Here is a 14,240-nt window from a genome sequence, read left to right as displayed (position 1 = left end):
CGGCACTCGGCACTCGGCACTCGGCACTCGGCACTCGGCACTCGGCACTCGGCACTCGGCACTCGGCACTCGGCACTCGGCACTTGTGGCGCGGGCGCACGCTGCGCGCGGTCGCACGTTGCGCGCGGCGACGGGACGCCTGACGGCGTTTCAGCGACGAGGAGGCGATCAGCCCCCGAGCACCACGTTCACCGGCTCCTCGCCGCGGTGCAGGCGCTCGATCTGCTGGCGCACCAAGCGAGCGATGCGGGGGCGCATGGCATCCGTCGCCCCTCCGACGTGCGGGGCGATGAGCACGCCGTCGAGGCTCCACAGCGGGTGGCCCTCGGGGAGGGGCTCCGGGTCGGTGACGTCGAGGGCAGCCCGGATGCGGCCCCGGCGCACGTGGTCGACGAGCGCGTCGGTGTCGATGAGGGGGCCGCGACCGACGTTCACCACGAGCGCGCCGTCGGGCAGGGCCGCGAGGGCGCGGTCGTCGATGACGTGGCGCGTCGCTTCGCCGCCGGGGAGCGAGGCGACGAGGATGTCGGTCTCGGCCAGCACCTCGTACAGCTTGCCGAGGGGAAACACCTCGACCTCGTCCTGCAGGCGGCCGTGCGAGGCGACGGCGCGGAGGTCGACCTCGAACGGCTTCAGACGCGCGGCGATCGCGCGGCCGACCCCGCCGAAGCCGAGCAACGTCACCCGGGCGTCGGCCAGGCCCGGGGCGCCGCCGCCGGTCCACTCGCCGCGGTCCTGGGCGCGCACGAAGTCGGGCAGACGTCGCTGCGCCGCCAACGCCAGCGTGACGGCGAGCTCGGACGTGGCCGTCTCGTGCACGCTCGAGGCGTTGGCGAAGACGATCCCCTGGGGAAGGCGCCCCTCCACGTTGTCGTAGCCGATCGACTGGCCCTGGACGAGTCCGACCTCGATCTCGGAGAGGCTCTCGATGACGTTGTCCATCGACATGTACGGCGGCACGACCATGTCGAAACGGTCGCGCGGCGCCGGTCCCGTCATGTCCCACACCACTACCTCGACGCCGTCGGGCAGCTCGCCCAGGTCGGCGCGGAGTTCGTCGGTGGGCACGGACACGAGGAGGGGGGTCGAGGTCGTCACCGCAGAGACGCTACCCCCGTCGTCTCGGTGGGTGAGGGAGGTTGCGCCCGGCGCCCGATGTGCACACCGACCGGTACGTCGTACGCGAGGTACTCGCGCAGCAGTGCGCCGGCGTCGCGCACGAACAACCGCCGCGAGAGGGCGGCGGCGAGCTTCGTGGCCCCGCCGACGAGGCCGGGGATCTGGTGGCTGAGCATGCCCTGGCTCAGACGTGCGCCGTGGTTGAACATGTGGATCCGCGACAGCGCCGAGGCCTCCGGCGCGCTCCGGCTGACGAGACCGAAGTCGTCGTCGAGATACGGGAAGGCCGCGAGTCCGGGATTCTGGGCGGCGGAGGCGGGGTCGAGCCGGTCGCTCCACAGCACGGCATCCGCGGCGACGTCCGCCAGCTCGGGGCGCTGCGCGAGCTCTGAGACGATCCCGGTCGCTGCCAGGACGACGTCGTAGTGATGGATGCCATGCGGCGTCGTCACCGCGATCTCGCTGCCCGTCCACTCCACGCGCTCCCACGGCGACGAGGTAAGAAAGCGGAAGGAGTCGAAGGCGTGGGCGCGCCAGAGGGCATTCTGCGTGGCCGGCTGGTCGACCGCCGACAGGTGGACGTTGAACGCCCACTTCTGCTGGTCGGTGAACGAGCCGTAGTTCTCGATGAGACCGGCGAACTCCATCCAGCGGTAGGGGCTCACCTGCGGCATCGCCGGTCGACGCATGTGCACGTCGACGCTGGCCGCGCCATGCTCGAGAGCGGTCGCGGCGTTGTCGAACGCCCCGGTCCCCGCGCCCAGGACGCCGACGCGTAGCCCCGCGAGGGAGTCGAAATCGATGGAGTCGTGCGTGTGATGCACGCGCTCGGCGGGGAGCTCGCGCAGGGGGGCGGGGATGTGCCGACCTCCGGCCCCCTCGATGCCCGTGGCGAGCACGACGTGCTGCGCCGGCAGCATCCACTCGCCGTCGGGCCCCTCGAGGTGCATCTCGATCGGACCGTTCGCGCTCGTCGGCGTGAGCGAACGCACGCGGGTCGAGGGCACCACCGTGAGGGCGGACACCTCCCGGTACCACCGCAGGAAGCCCTGCCACGCGATCGTGGGGAAGTACTCGATCGCGTCCCACGCGGCGAGGCCGTACACAGCCTCGAACCAGGCGCGGGGGCTCACGGCGGGGGTCCCCCAGGTGGGCCACGCGATGTCTTTCGGGGTGCGCAGCGTGTGCATGCGCGCGTAGGTGGTCCAGGGGCCGGCCGCATCGGCGGGGGCGGCGTCGATCACCACGACGTCGTCGATCCCGCGGCGTCTGAGCCCGCGCGCCAGGACGAGCCCGGCTTGCCCCGCGCCCACGATCACGACGGGACGGATGCCGTCTCGCGCACCTACCCAGGAGCGTCCGTCACCGGCGCTGAGTGCGCTCTGGTGCGCGGCCTCTCGTTCGAGCGCGGCGAGGCGGGCGGCGGAATCGGGGAGCGGGGTCAGCACGCTCACTCGCCGTCGATCACGACGCGAACGCCGAGGGTGTCGTCGAAGCGGTGGTTGTGGTGGTCGGTGACGTTGGTGTCGTCGAGCTCGAGGTTGACGAAGTCCATGCTCGGCTCGGCGAAGAAGGGCCCGGCGTGCCAGGTGCCTTTGCGCATCGTGATGGCCGTGCGTGGCGGGATGCGGAAGGCGCGGAGGTCGTCGAGGGCCGGGGCCTCGATACCGGGAGCGGCGACGGCGATCGTCCACTCGACGTCGCCGACGGACATGAGCGTCTGGGTGGTCTCGAGGTGGCGGGTCACGCGCACGAACTCCGGCGTCTTGTCGTCGAGGTGCATCAGATAGAAGCGCGGGATGCCGTTCGACACGTCGAGCACGGCTTCCTCCGCGGTGAAAGGAGTGCCGTCTTCCATCGGCGTCAGGACGACACCGAAGGGGTCGAACGACGCGGGGGTCACGATCTCGGCGGTGAGGCGATGGACGGTGAGGGTGTCGGACATGGCGGCTCGCTTTCGTCGGGTAATCCGACCGTACGCTTGTCCAACAAGCAGAGGAGCAACTTGTCCGACATGTTCACCGCACTGTTACGCCGGCGAAACGCTCACGAGCGCACCCGGCGGATCAGGGCGTTGCGGAGCCCCTCCGGCGCGGGCAGCTGCACCTCGCGCGACCAGTACCCGATCGCGTCGTCGGCGCCGTACCCGCAGTAGGTCATCTCGATGACCGGGGTGCCCGGCTCGGCGGAGAGGATCGCTGCGCGCTCGGCCTCGAGGGCGATCGCATCGATCCACATCGTCTCCCACGCGACCCGGATGCCGTTGGCCTTCTCAGCGAGATCGAACACCGGCCGGCGTGGATCGAGCTCGACGTCGCGCCCCACGGGCACGAGGTCTTCGGCGAGGGCGTACGGGGCGCCGTCGACCCGCCACATCTTCCTCGTCCGCAGCACGACGGTGCCGTCGGGCAGATCGTCGTACCGGGCAACGCCCGACTCGAGCGTCAGACGATCGGCCGATACGACCTCGAGGGTGGGCTCGTATCCGGCCGCCCGGATGGAGAGGGAGTGGTCGAACTGCTCGTCAATCCGTCTCCCTACCCCCGGGAGGCGGCGGTTCCGTGACGTCCGCGTTCCCTGCGTGCGGTGAACGTACCCGCGCTCCTCGAGGCGGATCAGCGCTTCGCGCACGGAATTCCGGCTCGCCCCGGTCAACTCCGCGAGTTTCGGCTCGGACGGCAGAGTCTCGGCATCCACGCGCCAGAGGTGCAGGATGCGATCGATCAGCGCATCGGGATCGGTCGTGCGTTCGGATGCCACGCGCTCACGCTACCGGCGTGAGCGCCTGGCATCCCTGCCCGGGGTCAGGAGCGTTTCGCGGTGATGACGACATTGTCGACGGAAGGGCCGCCTTCGGGGCGTTGGAGGCAGGTGATGACGACGAGTTCGTCGGGGCCGGTGGTCCCGATGACGACGTAGACGGTGCCGCGTCCGGCGCGGTCGGGGGTCGCGTCGTAGTTGCGGATGAAAGTGGCGAATCGGAAGCCGGGCGGGGTGCCGCCCAGCCCACTTCTTACCTGCTTGGCAGCGGGGCGTAGCTCCTAGTAACCGATGGAAGAGCCGCTCAGACATTCGGACGGACGGGCGCCACCCCGATAAGCGGGCGGAAAATGCGTTCGACGCGCGCATCGCGGGACACTCCCTCGAGGAGCCAATCAGCGACTCCCTGCGTTGGTTCGACGTCGTCCTAGCAGCTGCCGCGATCCGAGCGTTTTGTAGCCTTCGAGATCACCCGCTCGCGTACGGGTGCAAGGCCCGACGTACGAGTGCCACGAAATAATCGCCCTTGAAGGAGAACCAATGAGCCAATCCGGCAACGATGCCCACTTGGGTGAAAACACGCTTCTTTACAACGGCGCGGGGCGAGTCTTCTTGGCACGAGTCGGACGGACCCCCGAGGAGCCCGCCATTGTTCGTTTCGACCTGATTATGCCGATTGACAATGTCACCGTGGGTGCCGTGTCCCGGACGATCAGGATGCTGACGCAGTTGTACCGAGGGTTCAACATCCATCTGCGGATCGCATACGAAGACGTGGTCGACGAACTCAAGTCCGCTCACGATGGGCTGGCCGGTCGGAGACGACCGGACGATACGGGGCTGATGCGTCTGGTCAACCGCGCCTTAAATTTCAGCGTGGCTGTGCGCCTGTACGAAGAGCATGTCATGAGCGAGGTCCATCGAAGGTGGGGCAAAGGCTCGACACAGACGGACGCGGTTAGACAGCTCTTCGCACAGACATTCGACCGCAGTTTCGGATATCGAGTTCTCTATGCTCTGCGCAATCCGCTGGTTCACAGTTCAGAGCAGATCATTGGGTGTACCTGGCTGGCTCAACTAGATGATCCGCAAGACAATACCTCTACCGAGACGAACGTACAGGTGGCCCTTCACGTAGAGAGGGAAGCGTTCGCCCGCTCCGATGCTCGTGCCGCAACCAGACACGAAGTCGCTCAGCTACTCAAAAATCCTGACTTTCTAGCACTTGCAGATGATGCCCTTGTCCACATCGAGGAGCTGAATCAGGCGCTGGAGCCGTTCCTGTATCCGGACATCGATGACGCCGTCGCCGACTTGTGGCACCTGACCCGCGAGCACTTCCCCACGGCATCACAAACCCCACACTTCGTGACCGTAGAAGACGGTCCCGAGCTAACTGGAGACTTGCAAATCCAGCCGATCTTGTGGGATTACGTCGTTCGACGGGGCGCGGCAGCCCTTCTCCGCAGGGGCGCAAAGGTTGGGTCATGAGGACGCGGAAGCCGCTCACAAGCCCAAGCCGGTAGTAGACGGTTATGTCAGCACCCCGCTCACCCGCCTCCGCGCTGGAGAGGGGTGCTAGGTGTACCCGGTCAGGACGTTGGTGGCTGGTTGGGGCTTGTGAATGAGGAGAACCTCCGGCTGAGTGGAGATGTCTGACGTCTTCACGAACCGGAGGTTCTCGTGCCCCACCGTAATGCTCGGCTGACTCCGCCGGGTCGGTTGCTGATCGTTGCGCGTGCTGCTGCAGGCTGGAAACAGGAGCATATCGCTGCCGCGATGGGCGTCTCCCGTCGGTGCGTGCAGCGTTGGATCGCTCGACATCGATCCGAGGGCGTCGCCGGATTGAACGACCGGTCGTCTCGACCAGTGTCATCGCCGTCATGAACCCCGCAACGCGTCGAGATTGAACTGCTCCGGTTGCGGCGGGATCAACGCTGGGGCCGTGACGAGCTCGCGGCAGCGGTCGGAGTATCGCCGCGGACCGCGTCACGGGTCCTGGCTCGTCGCGGTCAGCCGCACCTCTCCCGGCTCGACCCGATGACCGGCGAGGTGATCCGAGCATCGAAGACGACCGCGGTCCGATACGAACGCGACCACCCAGGCGAGCTGGTCCACATGGATGTGAAAAAGCTCGGCCGCATCCCCGACGGCGGCGGTTGGCGCTCCCTCGGCCGCGCCGTCGCCGACCGACACCGGGACACACCGGTCGGGTTCGACTACGTCCACTCCCTCGTCGATGACCATTCCCGGCTCGCCTACTCCGAGATCCTCCCGGACGAAAAGGGACCGACCTGCGCGGGATTCCTGGACGCGCGATCGAGTACTTCGCCGAGCACGGCATCGCCCGCATCGAGCGGCTGATCACCGACAACGCCTGGGCATACCGATTCTCGCTCCGACAGCTCTGTGCTGAACGAGGCATCTAGCAAAAGTTCATCCGTCCGCACTGCCCCTGGCAAAACGGCAAAGTCGAACGCTTCAACCGGACACTGCAGACCGAGTGGGCCTACCGACAACCCTTCGAGACCAACGCTGCCCGGGCCGCGGCACTTGCGCCGTTCATCGAGCGATACAACACTCGACGCATCCACTCGGCCATCGGGACTCCACCAATCAACCGAACCGCACCAACGTCCTCACCCGGTACACCTAGGGCGTGTCTCCCAAATGTCGTGTCCAGGCGAGGACGGCATTCAAGACGGCTGCAGAGCGGTAGACGATGGCGAGTTTGTCGTAGCGGGTGGCGGGCCTCGCCATTGTTTGAGGGTGGCGAAGCGCCTTGTCGCCGCGGAGCCGGTCGGGTCGGGTGCGGGGGCGCCCGATGGGGCGGGCGATGCGCAACTGTTCCAGCAACGGGATCCGCATCGGCGAGTCCCCGGCTTGGCCCGGTGTCACAGCGATCACCAGCGGCAGGCGGTGACCGTCGACCAGGTGGTGGAGCTTGGTGGAGAGTCCGTCTCGGGAGCGGCCGAACCCGTGATCAGGCGGCTCGATCAGCGAATTGTTGTAGTTCGACGAAGCCCCCCCCGTGACCCGGGTGATGTTCGTCGCGTGCCGATGGGCGCGGGCGATCGGGGAGTCCACCGAAACTGACCAATCGAGCTTGCCGGTCGCGTCGGCGCGAGCCAACAGCGCCGCGTGAACGCGATCCCAGGTTCCATCGCCGGCCATCCGACGGTGCCACTTCCACACCGTCTGCCACGGCCCGAACACCACGGGCAGATCCCGCCACGCAATCCCTGTCCGATAGCGATACTCGATCGCCTTGACCATCGTTCGCGCGTCCGAAAACGGGCGGCCTTTACGGCCGGTCGGACCGGGCAAGAACCCGCTGATCAGATCCCACTGAGCGTCCGAAAGCAACTGGAACCGCGACACGTCTCTAGCATCACCGACTCAACCTACCCATTTAGGAGACGCCCTAGGTGTCATTTCCTCGAGGCGAGCGCGGCCTCTGGGGGCGTGGGTTGCACGCCACGAAGGGACAACCGATGAACCTCAGGGGCTCGGAATCGCACACGATTCCTTCGGCCCCGACGGGTATGTCGGTGTGGTTCCGTGACCACGCTGAGCACCACATGGCCGTCCTGCTCAGCCCCTCGGGACCGTTCGCCGGCATCGGCACCGGCAAGGACCGCGAGCACACGAACGAGAAGGGCGAGCTGCTGCCCTACGTCGAACCACCGGATGGATTGTTCCCGGATATGCGCAAAACAGGCTGAGGGATCCATCTGGGGCGGAATGCCACCGCGGATGTCAGTTAACGCAGTAGTGCACTATGCCAAGGCAGGGCTCGGCATAGTGCACTACTGGGTTAACTCGTCGAACGAGAGCAATCGAATCCAGAGTCTACGCGCTCTCTTATTGAGCACAGTCACTAATTCCTTCTCCGTGAGTGGAAAAAATACACGAAGATCGCCACAATCGGGAGTATGATAAGAAAAATAGGGATGAGATAAGCCTGAGGAAGGTCCGGTGCATTTACTAGCGCGTAGACGAAACCGCCTACTCCGCAGAGAAATATGACCAACCCTAGGACCAGGGTCGCGAAAGATTTACTTTTCACATCCCGAAGCATAGCATCCGGGGAAAATTTCTTACGAGCGGTCCTCAAATTCGCCCGTCGCCTTCACGATGTTACCCGCGCTGTTGATCGCGAACATCTTCCACTTGAGCGTAATGCCCTTCGGGACGACACAAGTTGCCGTCATGAGGGAGGAGGATGTTTGGCAGGATCCTGCCTGACCTCCGCCGACAAGGGCCGTGTTGTACCACGTGACCTTGATTCTCAATCCATCACTGGAGACGTGGTCACGGATGGTGAACTGCTTAGCAGACGACGAAAAACTCGCCGACCCTGCTTTTACGCCATTCACATAAACCTCTTGCGCGGAGTCGGCCGACGCAGGAGGCGCGAACAGTAACACGGATGTGGTGACTGCCGCAAGCGAAAAGCCGACAATACGACTTCTGAGCGATTTCATATGTCCCCCTTTGGTTCGATAGTGATCATCATTCAGGAGATTGGTATAAGAATCAACGGTTGCTTTCAGCCGATCCCGTTGGTAGCTTGCGAGGACCAACAGATGGAGGGGCTCATGTCAACTAAGCGCGTGAAACTTGGAGTACGAGGTCTTGCGGTTCTGGCGATAGCTGGTGCGCTCACGATTGGCGGAGCGGTCGCCCCCGCTTCCGCCGACGGTCTCAACTCCGTGCTCGGATCCAACGGGACGACGGTGTCGCTTCTAGTAAAGGGACAGAGCGTCAACGTCTCGGGTCTTGAGGCTGGGGTTCTCTACCCCTACGCCTTCAACACCATCTGCAACGCGACGGCAACGGCCTATGGCACCCGGAGCACGGGAGCGGCTTGGAGCAAGTCGTGGGGCACGTTCTCCGGCTGCGTTCCGACCTCGTGGGTGTCCGTGACCAACGTCGGACTGCCGTTCAAGAGCGGCACGACGATTCGACTCCAGGTGCGGCACGATGGGTTCATCAACGCCGGCAAGCCGCAAGTCGGCATCTGGGCCTGATCTTGCATAACGCCAGGGGATGCTCGACGAGCACGCGGCGTCGCGCCGGCGTCCAAAGGGCTAGTGTCGTCACGATTGTGGCGGCACTAGCTGCCTTTGGATTGACGTCGTGCGCCACTGCGGCTGAACAGAGCCTCGATGTTGGAGCTCTCGCCGAGAGTGCCTCCGCCTTCCAAGCAGAAATTCTCCAAGACGGAGTCGTTGACCCAGCGGAGTACGAAAGAGCAGTTCTCGCGAAGCGACAGTGCGTCACCGATACGGGCGCCACTGTCAGCGATGTTTACCCGGTAGCCGCACGCCAGCTCACTTTCGACTGGGAGGTGGAGGCCGAGACGGAGGAAGAGGTCGTAGCGATCAATAATGAGGCAGCGGCCTGTGACGAAGAGTTTCTCAGTGCTGTAGGAGTGGTGTGGGCGGAACAAAACCTGCTCAGCACTGAGGACCGCGAGAAGCTCCGCCCTGAAGTTATTTCCTGCTTGCAAGAAAACGGCGGTCAAATTTCCCCGGGTGCCACCTACGACGAGATAGTCAAGTACGTTTCCGAAAACATCGATGCTGACGGGCGAGAAATAACGAGCTCGTGCCTATCCGAGTTTCCGGAGTACTTTATGATCTCTGTCACGAATGCGCGCTGATCGGCGGGAACGCGGCCGAGCGCGCGTCAGTGGATGGCTACTTTTGTCCGTATGCCTGGCGGCGCCGTGGCTGGCTGTAGCTGGAGCTCTAGTAGTAAACGCAAGCCCAAAGCCACAAGTTGAATCATCCGCGAAGCCGGTTCTCGTATCTGCATCTCAAGCTTCCACCCAGGAATCAATTCCGGCAGACCTCAAGCTCGATTGGGTGGATGGCGATGATGTGATTAGCCCCAGTTGGCAGGGCATCGTCACAGCGATATCCTCCGATATCCTCGGGCAGTACATCGAGAACGGGAAACGGATTGTACAGGTCGACGGCGTTTGGCGTATCGCCGCGGTCACTGAAAAACCGTTTTACCGACCCCTGGGTGAAGGTGATTCGGGCGATGATGTTCAGATGCTGAACGAGTATCTGAACGCGCTTGGGTACAGTGCGGGAGGAAGCAATACCTGGTCCCGCTGGACAGCTGACGGTATCAAGGCTCTCGGGAAGGAAATCGGCGTCAAAGACGCCAACGTCATGGATCCTTCGTGGTTTGTTTGGATTCCCCGGGACGACTTCGTCCCGGCGGTCATAAACGCTGAGGTCGGGGCTCCTGCTCCAGCTCAAACCGACCCGTTGATGAAAACCGCGCCTGTGCCCACGCGCGCTTCGGTGCAACTGAAAGATACTTCTTCCGCTATTGCGCAAGATGTCGCGTGGAACATCGATGTAAATGGTCTTCAGATTCCGTTCACGGGAGACGCAGCGAACGCAGTGGCTAATGCTCCTTCTGTGCTCCGTTCACTTCCACGCCAGGAAGCTCCGTTCTCCGCCACAATTCGTCGTGCGAGCGTTATCGAGGGCGTGCAGGTGCCCGCATCGTCGCTTCTCTCTGGCGAGGGTGGGTATTGCATCTTGACTTCCGACGCTGACGGACTGAACCCATCGTCGTGGCGCAAAACCCGTGTGACCGTCCTCGGCGGAGAACTGGGTATGTCTATCATCGCCCCGGCCGAGCCGCTCGGCCCCTTCGCCGTCGCAAACCCATTTGAGATTTCGGGTGCACCCAGAGATTGCTAGTCACTTGCCGCTCAATGAACTACGCCTACCCCGGTTCGCCCCGGGAGATCATCAGGGATTTTGATCAAACTCTGCGGCCCGGCACGACCATGGGGCTGGTTGGGCCCTCTGGATCTGGCAAGTCGACCCTTCTGGACCTGATCGGTGGCCTCCGGAAGCCAGTTTCCGGATCGGTTGCCTTCGACAATGTCCCAGCAAGCGAAGCAGTACGACGCGCAGCGACTGCGTGGGTTGCGCAAACCAACCCCATGCTGCACGGGCGCACGGCAGTCGAGAACGCCGCGATAGCGCTTCTCGCACAAGGCGCCGATATGATGACCGCTCGCGCCGCAGCGTGCAGGAGTCTCGCGGATCTTGGCCTCGAGGATCGGATGCTCGCGCCGATGGCGAGACTATCCGGTGGCGAACAACAGCGCGTCTCCATTGTGCGTTGCCTGCTTTCGGACAGGCCGCTCGTGCTCGCTGACGAACCGACGGGGCAGCTGGATCATCAGAACACCGCGGCTGTTGTCGACGCGTTTAAGACACTCGCCCGCGCCGGGAAGATCGTGATCATCGCAACTCATGATCCGTCGGTCTGGGAGCGGTTAGACGAAATGGTCGACCTTCGAGAGAGCCCGTGATGCGTCCTTCAGTCGTGGTCAGAGAAGCGCTCTCGACAGCTGTTTCCCGGCCGTTTTTCGCATTCTTGATTGTATTGACAGCGATGGTTGCGCTGGCTCTTCCTGCTGCCTGGGAGGTCTCAGAGCTGCAGAACCTTGCTCAACGCGTTGAGGAAGCCGAGGCTAGGGGATCAAACGTTGTTATCGTCAGCGATCAAGAGGAGGGCGTTTCTGCTTTCGAGTGCGAGAAGGTCGGGAGCTGGGTCGGTGTGGTACACGCCGGTTGGTTCAAAAATACAGGCACAGTTCAGTTTGAGAAGTCCGCGCGAAACCCTTTACAAAAAGCGAGTGCTAGTTCTTCGTACCTTGAGATCGTCGACCCCAGCTTTTCCCCCGGGACAGGGGGGCTCGTCCTGGGAGCTGCGGCAGCGAAAGAACTCGGGGCGCCTCGCGGTGCCACCCTATCCACTTCGACTGTTGGCGACGTAGTCGACACAGACCGCCGAGCTCCCGGGCAGGCTCGCTGGGTATATGACGTAAGGTCCGCGGGCTTATTTATGTCGGCGAACGAGTGTTGGGTAGAAGCACAGAGTGGATCGACGCAAACGGTCGCGCGAAGTTTGCGAGCCGCCTTCAGTCCGTCGCCGACAATAGAAGTGCGTTACCTATATGAAGGTGTGAGCTCCTCAGACTGGACGCAACGGCCATCGCAGTATGCATGGATCGCCGCAGTTGCCGTCACCCTGCTTCCCGTCACACTCACTGTATACATCCGGCGTAGCGAGATCGCTTTGTACGTCACGTCTGGCGTTCGACGAATGGATGCAGCATTCATCTACGCCTTCGCCCACGGATTTCTAGTAGCAGTCGGCGCTACAGGAGCTGTAGCTCTAACCTTGTTTGCGCACCTCATGGTCGCGACAAGATGGCACGAGACAAGCCTCTTGATTGGGATTACAGCCGTTATTTCAGGCGCGGCGGCCACATTTTCTCTGACTGCCGTAGTGGCGACTGCTGTAGCTATGCTACCTCTGGCGACGAGCGTTAAGGATAGAACCTGACGGTACTTCGGAGGGCACTTATCCGCTGAGTTGTTTGGCGGCTAAATTATTGACCTCGGAGCTATAGGTCGCCCTATCCGGGTAACGATCATCCTCGTCGTTTTCTTCAGCCGCTGCCCTGTAAGCATCGAGCGCAGCTCGGCTTATGCGCCCCCGTTCGGACACTGCATAGCCGCGCGCTCTCGCCCAGGATCGAATATCAGTACGCTTTTTTTGTTCCTCTCGACGCGTCGATGGCTTTATCGTCACAACTTGCTTGCGAGCAACTGCGAGGAACGGGCTCAAGAAAGTAAATAAGTTTTCGAGATGCTCCGGAGATAGATCGACCTCGTATGAGACATCGTTGATGGTTAGACGAACAGGGCTTCCGGAGCTGTCTAGCTCCGTACCATCCAAGTCGTCGAAGCGCCGAGCTACGAGCCGCATCACCATGACAATCCTCACTCGCCATGTCCCCCGTTTGGGGGACATGGCCGATAGTACTACCGAAATACAAAGCTGACGACCACTTGCGCTTTTCGTGATTGTTGTTGCGCGTGATATCTGGCGCCTAATCGGGTCTTCATCGGCCCCATGGGCGCCGCGCAAGCTGCGCGAATTGCCTCAGAGCGAATTGCCGTTCAAGCCCGCCGACAAGCTGCTCGTTCTAACGGGCGCGCCGTCGCCGAACGCCTGGTCGCGGGGCGGTGACGCTGGGCGCTTAGTGATTGGCCTTGCGTCCATTCCATGTTCCGTCAATGGTCCCAGTGGGGAGGTGGTCGCGGGCGGCGCGTGAGGCGCGCCCGCCCCTCCCGCTCGCCGCGATCAGAGCCGGTCAGCGGCCAGACCTTCTGGGGTGTTGTGATCACCGGTCGCCACGCCATGCGGGGAGGCGTCGTCGATCTCGCTCAGCTTTTCCGGCGTCAGGTCGATTTCAGCGGCGCCGGCTCGCCGCACCGTGATGTATAAATGCTGATAATCGACGGTTATGTCAGCACCCCGCTCACCCGCCTCCGCGCTGGAGAGGGGTGCTAGTGACCGCGGTTTGGAGCGGCGGGGCAGAGTGGTGGTGCGGGCGCCCCCGGTCGCCCGCACCACCACTTTTGAAGCACTGAACGCGGGCCGGGAGTGGGTCCAGCTCACGTTCTGCTTCATGAGGGAGAAGCCTGCGCGACCCCCTCGCAGGATGGGGGATCTCCCTACATGTGAGATGCGAATCCATGGTCATTATGACGCCGAATGGCCATTTACGCCTCAGAGATCCAGGCTGCAGCCGAAGCGGCAGCGCATATGGCCGCACCGAGGAACGCCCACATAGCGATAGCCAACGCGACACCCATCAGGATCCCTCGAAAAGTCGTTGTTCCTTCTTGTTCGTCGAGGCAGGTGTTCTCATCGGTTGACCAGCCATCAACTTGGCTATAAGGGTGGTGAAACATTGAACGTCCTCCGGGTGAGGCGCGTCGGTTGCTGCCTCATACCTTCTGACGGTGCTGGAGTGAGGATATGACGCCGCCGTAGCCGCTAATCCAAGTTCGTATGGTGCCGCCTCGATCCGCGGGCGGGATGTAGCTAGGCAGATTTACGTTCTGCTGTGATGACGATGTTGTCGGTGGAGGGGCCGCCTTCGGGGCGTTGGAGGCAGGTGATGACGACGAGTTCGTCGGGGCCGGTGGTCCAGATGTCGCTGTTGGGCAACTCGGTCTTGGGGATGTGTCGGGTGCCGGTGACGGTGTAATCGACGTCGTCGACGGTGATGGTGGCACCGGTGTCGATGCGGGCTGTGCCGTGGTCGATATCGATGAGGGCGTTACCGGGTCCTACGGCGCCGTTTCGGAGGGAGTGCATGACGACGTAGACGGTGCCGAGTCCGGCGCGGTCGGGGGTGACGCCGTAGTTGCGGATGAGGTAGGCGGATTGGAAGCCGGGAGGTGTGACTTCTCCGTCGACGACGTCGAGGGAGCCGAGGGGAACGTCGAGGCCGACGC

Annotated in this window: 15 protein-coding genes and 1 pseudogene; 7 read left to right on the top strand and 9 right to left on the bottom strand. The window is 63.3% G+C overall.

Annotated features, from left to right (window positions below):
* Positions 1 to 168: 168 nt before the first annotated feature.
* The 4 genes from AB6V29_RS09270 to AB6V29_RS09255 all read right to left on the bottom strand — a co-directional run bounded on the left by AB6V29_RS09270 (position 169) and on the right by AB6V29_RS09255 (position 3,879).
* Entirely contained in the window at positions 169 to 1,098 is a 930-nt protein-coding gene (locus tag AB6V29_RS09270; protein ID WP_369358180.1) for a 2-hydroxyacid dehydrogenase, read from the bottom strand.
* Positions 1,095 to 2,573, bottom strand: a complete 1,479-nt coding sequence (locus AB6V29_RS09265; RefSeq protein ID WP_369358178.1) for an FAD-dependent oxidoreductase — start codon at positions 2,571 to 2,573, stop codon at positions 1,095 to 1,097. The genes AB6V29_RS09270 and AB6V29_RS09265 overlap by 4 nt, the downstream gene beginning before the upstream one ends.
* Positions 2,570 to 3,064 carry an ureidoglycolate lyase gene (locus AB6V29_RS09260; RefSeq protein ID WP_210072515.1) on the bottom strand — a complete coding sequence of 165 codons (495 nt, stop codon included), beginning with the start codon at positions 3,062 to 3,064 and terminating at the stop codon, positions 2,570 to 2,572. Before AB6V29_RS09260 ends, AB6V29_RS09265 begins: the two co-directional genes overlap by 4 nt.
* Before the next feature lie 101 nt (positions 3,065 to 3,165).
* Positions 3,166 to 3,879: a GntR family transcriptional regulator gene (locus tag AB6V29_RS09255; protein WP_369358176.1), complete on the bottom strand. Its 714-nt coding sequence runs from the start codon at positions 3,877 to 3,879 to the stop codon at positions 3,166 to 3,168.
* Positions 3,880 to 4,419: 540 nt separating this feature from the next.
* On the opposite strand from AB6V29_RS09255, the gene AB6V29_RS09250 reads away from it, so the two are divergent.
* Entirely contained in the window at positions 4,420 to 5,370 is a 951-nt protein-coding gene (locus tag AB6V29_RS09250; RefSeq protein ID WP_369358174.1) for a hypothetical protein, read from the top strand.
* Positions 5,371 to 5,562: 192 nt separating this feature from the next.
* Positions 5,563 to 6,515, top strand: a pseudogene (locus AB6V29_RS09245) (IS481 family transposase); the annotation flags it as partial.
* 16 nt (positions 6,516 to 6,531) lie between these two features.
* Here AB6V29_RS09245 and AB6V29_RS09240 read toward each other — a convergent pair.
* Entirely contained in the window at positions 6,532 to 7,260 is a 729-nt protein-coding gene (locus AB6V29_RS09240; RefSeq protein ID WP_369358172.1) for an IS5 family transposase, read from the bottom strand.
* A 113-nt stretch (positions 7,261 to 7,373) separates the two neighbouring features.
* Between AB6V29_RS09240 and AB6V29_RS09235 the strand changes: the two genes are divergently transcribed.
* Entirely contained in the window at positions 7,374 to 7,604 is a 231-nt protein-coding gene (locus AB6V29_RS09235; protein WP_369358170.1) for a DUF4913 domain-containing protein, read from the top strand.
* A 375-nt stretch (positions 7,605 to 7,979) separates the two neighbouring features.
* On the opposite strand, the gene AB6V29_RS09230 is transcribed toward AB6V29_RS09235, so the two are convergent.
* Positions 7,980 to 8,366, bottom strand: coding sequence for a hypothetical protein (locus AB6V29_RS09230; RefSeq protein ID WP_369358168.1), 387 nt, complete (start codon positions 8,364 to 8,366; stop codon positions 7,980 to 7,982).
* Between the two features lie 21 nt (positions 8,367 to 8,387).
* Between AB6V29_RS09230 and AB6V29_RS09225 the strand changes: the two genes are divergently transcribed.
* The 4 genes from AB6V29_RS09225 to AB6V29_RS09210 all read left to right on the top strand — a co-directional run bounded on the left by AB6V29_RS09225 (position 8,388) and on the right by AB6V29_RS09210 (position 11,233).
* Entirely contained in the window at positions 8,388 to 8,912 is a 525-nt protein-coding gene (locus AB6V29_RS09225) for a hypothetical protein (protein WP_369358167.1), read from the top strand.
* Positions 8,913 to 8,989: 77 nt separating this feature from the next.
* On the top strand, positions 8,990 to 9,547 hold the full coding sequence (locus tag AB6V29_RS09220; RefSeq protein WP_369358165.1) for a hypothetical protein: 558 nt from the start codon (positions 8,990 to 8,992) through the stop codon (positions 9,545 to 9,547).
* Positions 9,548 to 9,752: 205 nt separating this feature from the next.
* Positions 9,753 to 10,610, top strand: a complete 858-nt coding sequence (locus AB6V29_RS09215; protein ID WP_369358164.1) for a peptidoglycan-binding protein — start codon at positions 9,753 to 9,755, stop codon at positions 10,608 to 10,610.
* Positions 10,611 to 10,624: 14 nt separating this feature from the next.
* The gene (locus AB6V29_RS09210; protein WP_369358162.1) at positions 10,625 to 11,233 is read left to right on the top strand and encodes an ATP-binding cassette domain-containing protein; all 609 of its coding nucleotides are present in this window, start codon (positions 10,625 to 10,627) and stop codon (positions 11,231 to 11,233) included.
* A 1,058-nt stretch (positions 11,234 to 12,291) separates the two neighbouring features.
* On the opposite strand, the gene AB6V29_RS09205 is transcribed toward AB6V29_RS09210, so the two are convergent.
* The 3 genes from AB6V29_RS09205 to AB6V29_RS09195 form a co-directional block, all read right to left on the bottom strand.
* Positions 12,292 to 12,705, bottom strand: a complete 414-nt coding sequence (locus tag AB6V29_RS09205) for a histone-like nucleoid-structuring protein Lsr2 (RefSeq protein WP_369358160.1) — start codon at positions 12,703 to 12,705, stop codon at positions 12,292 to 12,294.
* A 372-nt stretch (positions 12,706 to 13,077) separates the two neighbouring features.
* Entirely contained in the window at positions 13,078 to 13,407 is a 330-nt protein-coding gene (locus AB6V29_RS09200) for a hypothetical protein (protein WP_369358159.1), read from the bottom strand.
* Between the two features lie 417 nt (positions 13,408 to 13,824).
* Positions 13,825 to 14,100 carry a hypothetical protein gene (locus tag AB6V29_RS09195; RefSeq protein WP_369358157.1) on the bottom strand — a complete coding sequence of 92 codons (276 nt, stop codon included), beginning with the start codon at positions 14,098 to 14,100 and terminating at the stop codon, positions 13,825 to 13,827.
* Between the last annotated feature and the right edge of the window lie 140 nt (positions 14,101 to 14,240).

This window comes from Microbacterium sp. 20-116 (assembly GCF_041079415.1).
In the GTDB taxonomy this organism is placed as follows: domain Bacteria; phylum Actinomycetota; class Actinomycetes; order Actinomycetales; family Microbacteriaceae; genus Microbacterium.
The sequence above is the reverse complement of the archived record's forward strand: the minus strand, read 5'-3'. Positions and strand labels throughout refer to the sequence as shown.

Excerpts from the sequence above, each read along its gene's own strand:
- AB6V29_RS09260 (WP_210072515.1), bottom strand. The coding sequence starts at position 3,064 with ATGTCCGACACCCTCACCGTCCATCGCCTCACCGCCGAGATCGTGACC.
- AB6V29_RS09250 (WP_369358174.1), top strand. The coding sequence starts at position 4,420 with ATGAGCCAATCCGGCAACGATGCCCACTTGGGTGAAAACACGCTTCTT.
- AB6V29_RS09235 (WP_369358170.1), top strand. The coding sequence starts at position 7,374 with ATGAACCTCAGGGGCTCGGAATCGCACACGATTCCTTCGGCCCCGACG.
- AB6V29_RS09230 (WP_369358168.1), bottom strand. The coding sequence starts at position 8,366 with ATGAAATCGCTCAGAAGTCGTATTGTCGGCTTTTCGCTTGCGGCAGTC.
- AB6V29_RS09210 (WP_369358162.1), top strand. The coding sequence starts at position 10,625 with ATGAACTACGCCTACCCCGGTTCGCCCCGGGAGATCATCAGGGATTTT.
- AB6V29_RS09205 (WP_369358160.1), bottom strand. The coding sequence starts at position 12,705 with ATGGTGATGCGGCTCGTAGCTCGGCGCTTCGACGACTTGGATGGTACG.
- AB6V29_RS09200 (WP_369358159.1), bottom strand. The coding sequence starts at position 13,407 with ATGAAGCAGAACGTGAGCTGGACCCACTCCCGGCCCGCGTTCAGTGCT.
- AB6V29_RS09195 (WP_369358157.1), bottom strand. The coding sequence starts at position 14,100 with ATGCACTCCCTCCGAAACGGCGCCGTAGGACCCGGTAACGCCCTCATC.